The organism is Methylobacterium sp. Leaf466 (assembly GCF_001425565.1).
Lineage (GTDB): Bacteria > Pseudomonadota > Alphaproteobacteria > Rhizobiales > Beijerinckiaceae > Methylobacterium.
Map to the genome: position 1 here is coordinate 1 of NZ_LMRC01000022.1, position 13084 is coordinate 13084.

General features: G+C 63.3%; 13 protein-coding genes. 9 read left to right on the plus strand and 4 right to left on the minus strand.

What is annotated here, in order from left to right:
• From ASG59_RS09590 to ASG59_RS09610, 5 genes are all read left to right on the plus strand, one after another.
• The coding region (locus tag ASG59_RS09590) for an HWE histidine kinase domain-containing protein (protein ID WP_056408606.1) at window positions 1-1275 on the plus strand (1275 nt) is incomplete at its 5' end.
• A 101-nt stretch (window positions 1276-1376) separates the two neighbouring features.
• On the plus strand, window positions 1377-1655 hold the full coding sequence (locus ASG59_RS09595) for a hypothetical protein (protein ID WP_056408578.1): 279 nt from the start codon (window positions 1377-1379) through the stop codon (window positions 1653-1655).
• A gap of 128 nt (window positions 1656-1783) precedes the next feature.
• Window positions 1784-2419, plus strand: a complete 636-nt coding sequence (locus ASG59_RS09600) for a ParA family protein (RefSeq protein WP_056408580.1) — start codon at window positions 1784-1786, stop codon at window positions 2417-2419.
• Window positions 2420-2422: 3 nt separating this feature from the next.
• A complete protein-coding gene (locus ASG59_RS09605) occupies window positions 2423-2677 on the plus strand; it encodes a ribbon-helix-helix domain-containing protein (RefSeq protein WP_056408583.1) in 255 nt (84 codons plus the stop codon).
• 547 nt (window positions 2678-3224) lie between these two features.
• Window positions 3225-4010, plus strand: coding sequence for a hypothetical protein (locus ASG59_RS09610; RefSeq protein WP_244475686.1), 786 nt, complete (start codon window positions 3225-3227; stop codon window positions 4008-4010).
• A 946-nt stretch (window positions 4011-4956) separates the two neighbouring features.
• Here ASG59_RS09610 and ASG59_RS20485 read toward each other — a convergent pair.
• Window positions 4957-5760 (minus strand): hypothetical protein, encoded by an 804-nt coding sequence (locus ASG59_RS20485; RefSeq protein ID WP_156399198.1) that lies wholly within the window; start codon window positions 5758-5760, stop codon window positions 4957-4959.
• Window positions 5761-6368: 608 nt separating this feature from the next.
• On the opposite strand from ASG59_RS20485, the gene ASG59_RS09620 reads away from it, so the two are divergent.
• Both ASG59_RS09620 and ASG59_RS21090 read left to right on the plus strand, forming a co-directional pair.
• Entirely contained in the window at window positions 6369-6584 is a 216-nt protein-coding gene (locus ASG59_RS09620) for a hypothetical protein (RefSeq protein WP_056408590.1), read from the plus strand.
• 69 nt (window positions 6585-6653) lie between these two features.
• Window positions 6654-6866 (plus strand): hypothetical protein, encoded by a 213-nt coding sequence (locus ASG59_RS21090; protein WP_156399199.1) that lies wholly within the window; start codon window positions 6654-6656, stop codon window positions 6864-6866.
• Here the strand turns inward: ASG59_RS21090 and ASG59_RS21425 are convergent.
• The 3 genes from ASG59_RS21425 to ASG59_RS09635 form a co-directional block, all read right to left on the minus strand.
• Window positions 6844-6978: a hypothetical protein gene (locus ASG59_RS21425; protein ID WP_277996110.1), complete on the minus strand. Its 135-nt coding sequence runs from the start codon at window positions 6976-6978 to the stop codon at window positions 6844-6846. The two genes, ASG59_RS21090 and ASG59_RS21425, sit on opposite strands and share 23 nt — an antisense overlap.
• 97 nt (window positions 6979-7075) lie before the next feature.
• The gene (locus tag ASG59_RS09630) at window positions 7076-7321 is read right to left on the minus strand and encodes a hypothetical protein (protein ID WP_056408595.1); all 246 of its coding nucleotides are present in this window, start codon (window positions 7319-7321) and stop codon (window positions 7076-7078) included.
• 519 nt (window positions 7322-7840) lie between these two features.
• Window positions 7841-11617 (minus strand): PAS domain S-box protein, encoded by a 3777-nt coding sequence (locus tag ASG59_RS09635; protein WP_056408600.1) that lies wholly within the window; start codon window positions 11615-11617, stop codon window positions 7841-7843.
• 354 nt (window positions 11618-11971) lie between these two features.
• Between ASG59_RS09635 and ASG59_RS09640 the strand changes: the two genes are divergently transcribed.
• Window positions 11972-12643 (plus strand): recombinase family protein, encoded by a 672-nt coding sequence (locus tag ASG59_RS09640; protein ID WP_056408602.1) that lies wholly within the window; start codon window positions 11972-11974, stop codon window positions 12641-12643.
• Window positions 12644-12750: 107 nt separating this feature from the next.
• Window positions 12751-13084: PAS domain-containing protein (locus ASG59_RS19900; protein ID WP_156399200.1), on the plus strand; the 334-nt coding region annotated here is incomplete at its 3' end.

A 13084-nucleotide genomic window follows, 5' to 3' on the forward strand; every position in this document is an offset into this window, starting at 1 on the left:
CTCGGGCGAAACTGTCGGTTTCTTCAAGGTTCAGAGACCGATCGACAGGAAGTCGAACGGCTCCGTGATGCTATTGAATGCCGGGTTCCTATAGAATTAGATCTTCGTAATTACCGGAAAAATGGAACCGCATTCTGGAACCGGCTTCTCGTGTCGCCTGTGTTCGACGGCGACGGAGATTTAACATATTTTTTTGCGTCACAATTTGACGTGAGCTTGGAGAAAGATCGGCTTGTAAGTCTTCAGCGCGACCGCGATGCGCTCGAAGCGGAGGCCGCGAAGCGTTCGCAGGACTTGGTCCAGAGTGAGGAGCGTCTTCGATTTGCCCTCGAAGCTGGTCGTCTTGGCGCATGGACCGTCGACTTGGATGCGATGCGGTTGATAGCATCCGACAGGTTCAAGGAAAACATCGGCCGCTCGCCGAAAGACCCTTTGACCTATGACGATATGCTTGCCGCGGTTCACCCAGAGGACCGGGTTAGAAAGTTGGCCGCGAGGGATGCCGCGATTGCTGGGCATTCCGACTACGACATCGAGGTGCGGGTTGTGACGCCGCTGGGCCAGATCCGCTGGCTCCAATTGCGTGGACAGGCATCCTACCGGGCTGATGGCACCCCCTTGAGTATCGCTGGGATCAGCCTGGACATCACGGGCCGCAAGCGCGCCGAGGAACATCGCGACCTACTGGCGGGCGAACTGAACCATCGCATCCAGAACACCTTGGCGACCGTTCAATCCATCTCCCGTCAAACGCTGCGAAGTGCATCCTCTCTGGAGGATGCACAGGAAGCGATGGAGTCGCGTCTGATGTCCTTATCGGCCGCAACAACGATGCTGGCGCGTGGAGACGGCGATTGGGCAACCCTGACGGAAGTCATCCTTGGGGCCTTGCACCCGTTCGGTGTTGAACAAAGCAACCGTTTCAAGATCAGTGGTCCCATTTTACGCGTTGCGCCTCGTGTGGGACTGGCCTTCGCACTGGCGATCCATGAGCTTGCGACGAATTCGGTGAAATATGGATCTCTGTCGAAAGACGAGGGCCGTGTGATCGTGAGTTGGAATGCTGCAGAAGAGTTGGATCAGGCTCGTTTCTGGTTTCAGTGGCAGGAGGTCGGCGGCCCTCAGGTGTCTCCACCGACCCGCACAGGGTTCGGGTCGCGAATGATCGAGCGAGCACTGGCAGCCGAGATCGGCGGCGCGGCCGAGATCGAGTTTCGCCCACGGGGTGTGGTCTTCACCGCTGAGGCACCGCTGCCGGAGATCACCAAGGACTAGTAGCCACCGATCGACCTGCGGCGTCGGTGAAGCTGGTGCCCTTGCAGGCTCCGATCCAACTGCTACCTGTTCCCGCTTCGTTCTAATGTCGCGGCCGGCGCATGCGGTTCCCCAAGACACTCGCCGACTACCCCTACGTCCTCGTGCGTCTCCGGTGCGGGCTCTGCCCAGGCCGCCGAGGCCGCTACCGGCTGGCCCGGCTGGCCGAGCGGTTCGGCGCCGCGGCTGACCTCGACATGGTGCGCCGTGCCCTCGCCGCGCCCTGCCACCGCCTCGAGGACAAGGGGTCCGGCATGCGGCCGGGATGCCGCGTCGAGTACGGCGACCTGGACCGTCCTCCGCACCCGCCACCCGATCTGCCGGCAGATCGAGACGCCTGACCTCTTGCTATCAAGCCGTCAAGATTTGTAGAAGTCTCGACGTGACGGCGGCCCCATATCTTGCGCTCTTGACCGCCCGTTAAGATGACGTTGAGCATGGTAGGCGGCACTGAGTCGGGACTGCTTGCATGAAGACCATCACGATAGCGGCTCGGAAGGGGGGCGTCGGCAAGACGACGCTGGCGACGCACCTGAGCGTCATTGCGGCCGGCCCCAAGCGCCCAGTCCTGCTCTTCGACACCGACCCGCAGCGGTCCTTGAAGTGGTGGTGGGATCTTCGGGAGGGAGACACGCCGGCCCTCGTCGAGTGCGACGCCCGGGAACTCGCCAAGATCCTCCCGGCGGCCCGAAGCGAGGGTGTGGCCTTCGCCATCGTGGATACCCCTCCGCACGCCGAGAACTCCATTGCCGAGGCCATGCGGGTAGCGGACCTGGTGTTGGTCCCAACGCGACCGGGACCGTTCGATCTCGCCGCGGTCGCGACCACCCTCGATCTCGCCCATCGAGTCGGGAAGACGCCTCTCGCGGTCATCAACCACGCCCCTCCCCGCACGGGGCAGGGCGAGCCGGCCATTGTCGCCGAGGCCCGCGAGACCCTGGTGAGGATGGGCGCCACGGTGGCCGACTCGGTCATCTCGCAACGGGTGGCGATGTCCCACGCCGTTATCGGCGGGCAGACGGTGAACGAATACGAGCCCGACGGCCGAGCGGCCGGCGAGGTGTCGGCCTTGTGGGCTGAAATCCAGATCAAGCTGAGAGGGTGACGGATGGCCAAGGAACGGATGGCGCTGACAAGCCTTTCAGATCGTCTCGCGCGGAAGGTCGAGCCGGTCGAGCCTGTGAAGGTGCAGGCCCCGGCGGAACCCAAGGCCGGGAAGGCAGACGACCGCGTCCAGATCATCGTCAGGATGACGCCATCCGAGCGGAAGGCGCTTCGCCAGATCGCCCTCGATCACGACACAACGGCGCAAGCCCTCGCCGAGGAAGCCATTCGGGACGTACTGCGCCGGCACGGGCACTGAGACGGCAGGAGATCCAGGCTTCAAGCCGGCATGACGCGGAGCCGTCACAAAAGCGAAACGGCTAGGCGTCTTGATAGCAAGACGTTACGACGTCGAGATGGTGCCAGCATGGTGTGCACCTCTATTGGCCACGAGTAGCCGCCTCAACGTCAGCCGAGCGCAGATGAGCCAAGCCGCTGCGCCGGGACAGTATTCCATTTGCAAATTGCTTGAAATCACGCAAACGATACTGTCAGGGCCAAGTCGCGCCCCCGCCCTGAGCTATGATTTGCGTATTCCGCGACTCATGCGTTAACTGCGCGTGAGCCTGTGGCTCGGAAGCGAGTCGCCGGCACGATGGAGATCACCGCCGCGAGATAGACCCTGAAAAGCCAACAGCCCCGACCCGGCAAGGTCGAGGCTGCTGAAAACCTGAAGGCGCTGTGAGGCGCGACTGAACTCCCCTCACAAGCCATGCTCCCTCTCGGGAGTCAAGTCGGAACCGCAGTTCCGGCAACGGGTGAGCTTTGTCTGGACCCTGCCCGCGGCCCGAAAGGGTACGAGGACGATGTTTCACGCCGCCATGAAGGCCGCGATCGAGGACGCGCGGACGCTCGCGCAGATGGACGACCTCTCCCGCCAGGTCTGGCAGGGGCACGGATCGGGGGCTTTGGCCGACGAGGAGGCCCAGGCCCTCGCCGAACGCCTCCACGGGCGCCGTAGCGCGATCCGTGAAGGCATTGTGCCGGTCGGCATCCCGGCAGGTCGGGCGAGCCTGTTTCCATCTCGCCGACATGTGGCGAGCCCCGACAAGGCCGCCTCCCGCGACCGTCGCCGGTTGCTGGCCTGCTCTGGCCCGATGCCACCGGCTCTCGCCAGCCGCTTCACCGTTGGCCAGCTCGCCGTCCTGCGCATCGTCGCCAACGAGGTGACGGCGAAGGGCGTATGCGGGCTGTGCGTTGACGCCATCGCTGCTCGAGCCGGGGTCTGCCGTCGCCTGGCTCAAGCCGCCATCCGCCTCGCCGAGGGCGATGGCTTGCTGACCATCGAAGAGCGCCGGTACGAGGGGCGGAAGAACAGTCCCAACCTGGTCCGCGTCATCAGCCGCGAGTGGCAGGCGTGGATGCGGCGCGGCCAGCGCAAGCTCGGTGACGCCCGAGGCGCAACGGGACAGGCGCCCGTGGCCGGGGGGGTAGGGTGCAAAACGATTCACCCCACGGATATGAGGGTGTTAAGTTCGGGGAAAACCGAGCGAGAGAGTACCGGCGCGGAGCTGCCGGGACGGCAGGGTCGCCTTCAAGGGGTCGGCCTGCGAGAATCTGAGCGGGTGGCGGCACCGGGCGCTCGCCGGTGAGGGCGAGTGCGTTGCCTAGGGCCACCAATCGTCAGGCTTTGCTCAGGATCGGCGCGACGGTGGCGGGAGCACCATCGGCAACGGCTGGTGCCGCTCGGCGGCTCACAAGGCTCCTGCGTTCAGTTCGGCTTGCCGCCGCTCCCCAAGCGGGACAACGAACCCGTAAGTGGCCAAGATCGCCCGCTCTTCTTCCTATTCCGGCGATGGCAGGGTCGCGGCCTCGGCCGCCCTCAAGGCCGCCTGCATCCCGTATTTCTGGTGGATGCGTTCGGCGGCCTCGTCCACTGGGATTCGTGCGAGCTCGATTCGGTAACGAAGGCGTCGAAGTCGTCGCCCAGCCGCTTCCGCAGTACCAGGGCGGCCCGCCTGGCGGGTGTCTCGGCGATCACCAGGCACGGATCATCGCGCCGGCGCCATCCAGTCGATGTGCCCATTTGGACGCGGACCCAGTTGCTCGACTGACTCCAAGCCGGCCGCCGGGCGGAACTGCCCAACCTTGGCGTTGATGTATGCTCGGCTTTTTGTTCCCAATACGAACGAAAATGGGATTATTTATTCTTACGTGTCGTATTGATTTTGCAGGGGTTTGATCTTGAAGTGCCGTATTCCGGGTTATTAAAGGGGGCCTTTTTGTGGACCATCAGGCTGACAGGACAGGTTTACTACGATCGCCGTCCCACATCGTCTTTCCGAGGGCAGTGGCCACGGAAAGGTTTCGCTCGCCTGCGGCTCGATCAAAATCGAAACCATGAGTTTGGAAGCGCCTGCCTTTTCCAACCGCCGGAGGTGACTGCGGACAGGGGGGGGCGATCACGGCTCCGGTAGCGCTGCGCAAGTCCAGGAGGACGCTCCCTCACATCGGGTTCTTCTTCTGATGCGAGCGAAGCGATGCCGCCCGTGCTGGAGGTGATGACAGTCGAGACCATGGCGCCTCGCAACCGACCCGTTAGGCCGCCACCGCGGCCGGCACGTTCTCGTTTGCCGCCACATCCGGCGCGACCCGCTCGGCGGATGCTGGGGTGTTGGCCGTTACCCGACCTGGAGGCTTCACCTCGCCGGAAATGCACCGCGAGGGGTCCAAGGGGATCGGGTGTCCACGTTCCTGTCCAAGTGCGGTGTCGGAAACGATGCACACGAAACCGTCCAGATCGGCCACTTCTTGCGTGTTCGCGACATCCTGGAGGGTGCCGGCCCTGCGCTTTGCGTACCACGTCGATCGGCTGACTCCGGCGGCTTCCCACGGCTTGGTCGCGGTCAGGGACTGCTCACGGGGCGTGAGGTCCGGCTTCTTCCGGAGGCGCCGTGCCGCTTCGGCCGAGGCGTTCTTTGCCTTGCGCTCGGTCGCCCTGGCCTTCGCGTTCCGGCTCGCTGACGGGATACACCTGAGCCCCAAGTCGGCGGGCTCATCGTCCGTAACCTTGAGCAGCCTCGACAACTGGTCCGTGGTCAGGTGACGCCGCTTGCGCGCCGCGATCCTGGCCCATGCGGCGTGGATGAATTCCTCGCCCTTCTCCTCGAGGAGATCCGGAACCCAGTCGCGTGCCCAAGATACGGCGTACCGCCAGGAGCGCGCTCTGGGGATCATCTCGGGGATGGCCGCCAGGATGTAGCGTTCGGCGTGAGCGGTTCGACATGGCCCGCCGTAGCGCCCTTTCATGATCTTGTGGATGTCACTGAGGCGGAAGGATATTCCGGCACTGGCAGGTGCTTGCCTCGTAGGCGCTATCGCGGCGATCTGCAGGTTGTTCAAAGGATCCTCTTAGCGAATAAAGATTAGTGACCATGTGGGGCGAGCACACGACCCGCCTCGCCATCGTCAAGTAAGTTCCGGCTCAAGACCATGTGATCGAAAGTTCCAAGCCTCCGTGATGTGCCGTTGAATCTTACTAGCCAACCCATCCTGGTCCTCACCGGCTCCGTTTACGGTCATATGGACGTTGATTGTGTTGCCGCTGCCACTCCCACCACCTGGCCGGAAGCCTGAACCCAACCCGCTGGCGGTCGAGCGCCTCGGCGCCTGCCGCTGCCTGCCGGTCGGCCTGCCCCTGATGCGAGGGCATCTGCCCTGTTTCAACCGGCCCCCTGATACATCCCAAGGGTGTGCGCCGATTAAAATTCTTTTAGGGGTCGAACTTCTGAACGGCCTTTCCGACCCCGCGGCCCCCTTTCAATAAAAAAACTCGACGTTGCGTTTGCGTTGCACGACAATTCAAGCAAGCAACCGACAAATCTATGAACTTGCAGGATCTTACCACTTGCACCCACAAACAAAAACAGGTACCCGAAATGGAACCTGCTCTTGCTGATTAGTTCTTTTCATGCTGATCTTGCCGTGACCATCGAGGTCAGGGGGACGACATGCGCAACGTCGAGGGGATCGAAGGAGTCGAAGTGGAAGACCTAGCCAGGACGGTGGGGGAGTTCGCCGAGACCATGCTCGATCTGGGCAATCACGCCGCGCTCGCCGGCATGCGGGATGTCGAGATCACCGCTCGGGACGCGGCCGAGGGGCTCCTGGCCCTGCTCGACGTGCTGGCCCACCGCGAGCGCACCGTGCCGCTGCGGACCATCTGACGGGCTCGAGCGTTAAAGGTTGAGTGGCAGCTACCCGCTGCGCGACAAGGCGCCGTGCGGAGCGTTTCCATGTTCGATGACCCGCGACCCACCGTGCTGCCCGTGATTGCGTTCACGAACCTCGATGATATCGACGGCGGTAATACGGTTGTGCTGCGGTTCACGTCGCCGGATGGTCGGGAGGTTGCACTCCTTGTCCCAAAGCGGGCCATTTCCGAGCTTCGGCGGGCGATTGCCGATCAGGTGATGTGCGACCCTGCTACGGATCAATCTGCGGTGTAGCGCGGCCGGCTCGCTCCACGTCCTGCTCCTGCTCGCCCTCCTGGCCCACCACGATTGCGCCCCCTTGCAGGCCGCCTTCCCGATCCATGGCTTTCATGAAAGCGATGGCCATCGCGTCATCATTCGGGAGCGGGATGGCTGAGCGGAGACCGGCTTGGAGGGAGTGAGCCACGATCTTGGCGTCGTGAGAACTGACGTGATGCACAGCGTTACCGATCAAAGCGCCGCATCGAGCGGCCGTCACGTTCCGCGTTGTGGCGGTCGTTGTCCACCCGACGCGCCTGGTCGCGCTGGATGGCTTCAATCCGCCGAAGGGACTCTGCCTGCTGTCGCTGTGCCGAGGCTTGGTCCCGGATGGCGTTCTCCACGCGGATGGCGCTGAAGTCCTGAGCCTCCGCATCACGCGACCATGCGATCAGTGCGAGGGTGACGACGAGTGGCGCGAAGCGGATCATGGCGGGCCGGCGGACGAGGGGTGATGTGGGAGAAGGGGCGCTCCTGGCCTCTTGTTCCTGCAGCCGGGTACGCGGCCCCGCCGTATGCCGCGATGACGCGGCGGCGATCCAGGGGCGCAAGGCTGTCGAGCGCGTCGGCGGCCAGCACCAGGGCGGACTCGTCGTCTTCGGCCCTGGCCAGGAGTGAGACCAGGGAGGCCGCTCGCTGGCCGGCGATCAGGCGGGCGGCCGTCTTCATGGATCAGAGTCGGGCGCGGCGCTCGCCTGGATCGAGGCCGGGCGCCCAAGGGCCGTACTGTCTGTCGGGTGTCATGGTGTCATATCTATGGAATGATTTCCTGTCCGCTGGGGCATAGCCATGCGGATTTCAGCAATAACAGAAGAGAGCCATGGTTCTGCGCAGATTGGGCGTATTAAAACTCAAATTGATACGTGCGCCGTCAGCTACGGTTCTTCCAATGCCCCAGAAAATGTGCGTTTGACGCTCGTCAGATTGGTTTCAGAGGTCAAAAGTTGCACCTATTGTGCGTGTCTCGATTTCTGCAACAGGACTAGCGTTGCAGCGTCCGTCTGGCGGCAGAGCGAGCGGGCCTGCTCCAGTCGTTCCTGGAACACCTCTGACCCTTCGTGGGCCACGCGCTGCTCGTTGATGCTCTCCAGGTCCCGGCAGGCGTCGGAGAGCGCCGAAAAGCCGAGCATGCCAGTGGAGGCCAATAGCCTATGCGCCTCGAAACGAAGCTGCTCGCGGTCCTCGGCCGAGGCGCTGCTTCCGAGGAAGCTCCTGGCCAGCTCGTCGCGGAGAGTTTCCAACAGACCTACCAACCGCTCGGGGCTGACGAGCGCCGCGATCTCGTCGTAGCTCTGCTGGTCGAAGAGGCCGGAATAGCTCTCGGCTACGGCCACGTTGGACGGTGCCGTTCCAGCGCCCCAGGCCAGCCACTTATCAATCAGTTGGTAGAGTTCCGCCCGCTTGAACGGCTTGCCGATGTAGTCGTCCATACCGGCCGCGCGGAAGCTCTGGACTTGTTCCGCGAGCACATTGGCGGTCATGGCGATGATCGGCATCGTCGAGGCGGCCATGCCGAGGGCTCGGATGCGTCGCGTTGCAGTCATGCCGTCCATGCCGGCCATCTGTACGTCCATCAGCACGAGGTCGTAGCGGCCCTGCTCCACCGCCCGGATAGCATCCTCGCCGTCGGCGACCACATCGACAGTGTGGCCCCCGACCTCGAGGACGGATCGCGCCAGCTCCTGGTTGATCACGTTGTCTTCGACGAGGAGCAGATGGCCGGAGCGCCGCGTCGCCGGTGCGTCCGTGACGAGGGCGATCGTCCGCGCCACCACACCGCGGGGCAGTACCACCGAGAACCAGAACGTCGCGCCGACGCCGACCTCTGATAGGACGCCGATCTCGCCGCCCATCAGCTCGACGAGCTGCTTGGAGATGGCGAGACCGAGGCCAGTACCGCCGAAATTCCGTTCGATTGAGCCATCGACCTGCGAAAAGCGCTTGAACAGGCGGTCGTGCTTGTCTTTGCCGATGCCGATGCCGGTATCGGAGACGCTGAAGCGCAGGCGCTCGCCTGCTTCAGTTGCGCCGCCGTGCTGGATGCTCAGGGTGACGGAGCCGCGCTGGGTGAACTTGATCGCGTTGTTGAGGAGGTTGAGCAGCACCTGTTGCAGCCGCGCCTCGTCGCCCACCAGCCCCTTGGGCAAGGCCGGGTCGATCACCGCCCGGATCTCCAGACCCTTCTGATCCGCCGCGCCGCGGACGATCGAGAGGCTGTTGTAGATCAGGGCCCGCGGGTCGAAGGCCTGTCGATCGAGCTCGATGGCGCCGGCTTCGACCTTGGAGAAGTCGAGGATGTCGTTGACCACCGTGAGCAGGTGCGCGCTCGACGTGCGCACCAACTCAGCCTGACGCTGCAGGTCGGGCTGCAGCCGGCCCGAGCTGATCATCAAGTCGGTGAAGCCAATGATGGCGTTGAGCGGCGTGCGGATCTCGTGGCTCATGGAGGCCAGGAACTCGGTTTTGGCCGCGTTGGCGCGCTCGGCGGCGACCTTGGCATCGGCCAGGGCTTGGCCCTGCGCCCGGCGCTCCGAGATGTCGCGGAAAGTCGCAACGATGGTCGGCTCGTTCGATTGGGCGTCCGGAATGCGCCGGAACACGCCCTCGACCCAGATCCAACGCTGCCCCTTGTGCCGCGAGCGGTATTCGCACGTCGCCTCCGACCGACCCCCGATCAGGGAGCGCGTCGCCGTGTAGAGCGTCTCCAAATCGTCTGGGTGGACGTACTCGCTGAGCCGCATCGCGCTGAGTTCCTCGGGTGTGTAGCCGAGGAGGCGCTCGGACGCCGGCGAAATGTACGAGCGCCGGCCGTCGTCGTGGCCGAGCATGATCAGTTCGCTGGTGTTCTCGGCCAGCAGGCGGAAGCGGTGCTCACTTTCACGGATGCGCTGCTCGGCCTCCACGCGGGGCGTAATGTTCCGAACTGAGGCGACGCAGCCGACGGCTTGTTCGGTTGTGTCGCGAATGATCTGGTAGCCGACCTCGACCCAGACGTAAGTCCCGTCCTTGCGCTGGTAGCGTTGGCGCTTCAGCGCCTGGGTCCGCCGGCCGTCCGCGAGTTCCGCGAGCAGGGCGGCGACCCCGGGCTGATCGTCAGGATGGACCATGTCAATGGGCTTCGTCCCGATCAATTCCTCGGGCTCGTAGCCGAGGAGATCCTGGGAGGCGGGCGAGACGTAACGGCGAGTGCTGTCGAGATCGATCTGGACGATCATGTCGCTGGTGTGATCAGCCAGGAGTCGGTAGCGCGCCTCGCTGTCGATTACCGCCCGCTCCGTCTGGCGCAGGTCAGTGACATCCATGATGGTCCCAAACACGGCCGTCGTGGCGCCAGCTCCATCCTGTTCGCAAAGGCCCCGGCAGACGACATCGCGCAGGTTTCCGTCAGCGTTCACGATGCGGGCCGAGAATGAGAAGCTCTCGCCGGTCTTGATCGCGTCCGCGACGCAGTGCGCGACCTTGTCCTGGTCGTCCGGATGATAGGCCGCGATCGCCTTGTCGACGGGTGTCGGCCCCTCCTCGGGGTCGCGGCCATGGATCCGGAACACCTCGTCCGACCAGGAAACGGTTTGTCTGTGCAGGTCGATGCGCCAGTGGCCGATATGGGCGATCTGAGCGGCGAGGCTGAGCAGGCGGTTGGCGTCCTGCGCCTGGCTCTCGGCTTGGCGGGCGACGACCTCTTTCTCGGCCAGGGTCTCGTTGGCCAGCGCTAGGGCCGCCCGCTGCCAGCTACCGCGCTCCAAGCCCCGCATCACAGTGAGGAGGGCGGCCAGCAGCAGCACCGTCACGACGCCTCCAGCCACCTGAACACGCAGACGTTCTTCGGCGAGGGGTGCCATGACCTCGTCGAGCGACTTGCCGACATTGACGATAAGCGGCAGCGACCCAACGGGGCGGTAGCCGTAGATGCGGGTGACGCGATCGTAGGGGCTCGTCATCTGGAACGAGCCCACCGCTCCTTTCTGTAATTGCTCGAAGAGTTCGCTGGGCACGTCGAGGGTGGTGCTGGTGTTCAGCTCATACATGCCGGCAATTTGAGGCGATCGAGCCCGTAGGAACCCATCCTTGCCGATGAGAGCGATGCTTCCCTGCAGTCCGAGATCGAAGTCCTGGAACTGGCTGGCGAGATAATCGGGATCGATCGAGGCGACGATGACGCCCGCAAAGCGCCCGTCAGGATGGTTGAGACGCCGTGCCGTCGGGAGAACGTTGTCGCCAGTAACGCGTCCCTTCATGGTTTGGCCGATGTAGAGGCCGCGGTCGGGGCTCGCCGCGAGGGCCTTGAAGTACTCACGATCCCGGACGTTGACGCGGGCTATGCTAGGGGGCAGCGGCTTGCGCGAAGCGATGAGATCCCCATTCTCGTCGAACAGGGACATTTGGCGCATGACCTCTTTAAACGACGTCGATTGCTGCATCCATGAGTTGAAATCGAACCCTTTTGGATCGCGGTAGAAATCGTCTGTGATGAAGCGAATGACTTGGTCGATATCGGCAATCAGGCGCCCGACATGCTGCTCGACCCCAGTCGACAGATTGACGACGTCACGGGTCGCTTGTTCCTGAACGGACTGTTGGCGCAGGTGAAGATGGTACTGCAGCCCGGCCCAGATGATGGCGACTGTAAGCAGACCACCCACCAGCACGAAGATCTGTAGGGCATCCGCGGCTGGCCGTGGCTTCGGGAATGCGAGCCCGGGGCGCACCTGATGCGAGGAGATAGACATAGAGCGTTCCGAAACCGAGTCACCCGTTCCGGATCGGGCCCGATCCTCTCGGTCCTGCGGTTCGCGTGTTGCTCACGTTAGATCGGGGAAAGATTGGTAAAATTCAATCAATTTTGCCAATTTGTTCAACCACAGGTAGATTTTGCAAAAGTGGGACACGTCCGCTTTGGTCATCAGGTGTCCAAGAGCGGCTCAGTCACACTCCATGCAGCCTGCGCAACCCTTGCACTGACCGTTAGGGTATACCTTAGAGGACAGAGAAAATGGGAGGGATTTCGTGTCCACATGGGTTGTCTTGTCCATACGGACATGCTTTTATGTGGACATAGTATTTACGGACAGAAAGACGCCCCGATGCAGACCGTCCTCTACGCCCGCGTGTCGACCACCGATCAGACCGCCGCTCACCAGCGGACTCAGGCCGAGGCTGCCGGCTTCAAGATCGATCACGTCGTCACTGACGAGGGGGTGTCGGGCGTCGCCACCGTCCTCGCGGATCGTCCGCAGGGGCGCCGCCTGTTCGACATGCTGCGCCAGGGCGACGTGCTCGTGGTCCGCTGGGTGGACCGGCTCGGCCGCAACTACCAGGACGTGACCGAGACGATCCGGGAGTTCATGCGCCGGGGCGTCATCGTCCGCACCGTCATCAATGGGATGACCTTCGACGGCGCGACCACGGACCCTGTGCAGATGGCTGTGCGCGATGCGCTGATCGGCTTCATGGCCGCCACCGCCCAAGCCCAGGCCGAGGCCATCAAGGAAGCGCAGAAGGCCGGCATCGAGCACGCCAAGGGCCGGGAAGACGCCTACCTCGGCCGGAAGCCCTCCTACACGCGGGACCAGTTCGTGGAGGTCGTAGACCGCCTCAACAGCGGCGAGGCCGTCCAGGCTGTCGCCAAGGCCACGGGGATTTCGCGTGGCACCGTCTATCGCATCCGCGACAACCGGGCCGAGGCTGAAGCCGCCCTCGCCCGGTGGGCTGCCTACGGAAACGATGGGGGTGTACTAGGGCAAATACCGGTATGATTTGACCACGTAGTTAGTAGAAAAAGTTGACACGAAAGTGTGAAATCCCCCTCTCGCCTCTAGGAAAGTCATGGGATAGAAGGGCCGCGAGAACAAAAGAGATACACTTGACCGACCGCCGCGAGGAAGCTCGGATTGATGCCGAGATTGCACGTCCTGAGCCGGGTTCCGACCCGTTCGCTGGGGCTGTCCGTGCGACTCGGATGCCGATGTTGATCACCGACCCTGGCCAGCACGACAATCCGATCGTGTTTGTGAACGACGCCTTCCTCAAGCTGACGGGTTATGAACGAGAGGAAATCCTCGGGCGAAACTGTCGGTTTCTTCAAGGTTCAGAGACCGATCGACAGGAAGTCGAACGGCTCCGTGATGCTATTGAATGCCGGGTTCCTATAGAATTAGATCTTCGTAATTACCGGAAAATGGAACCGCATTCTGGAA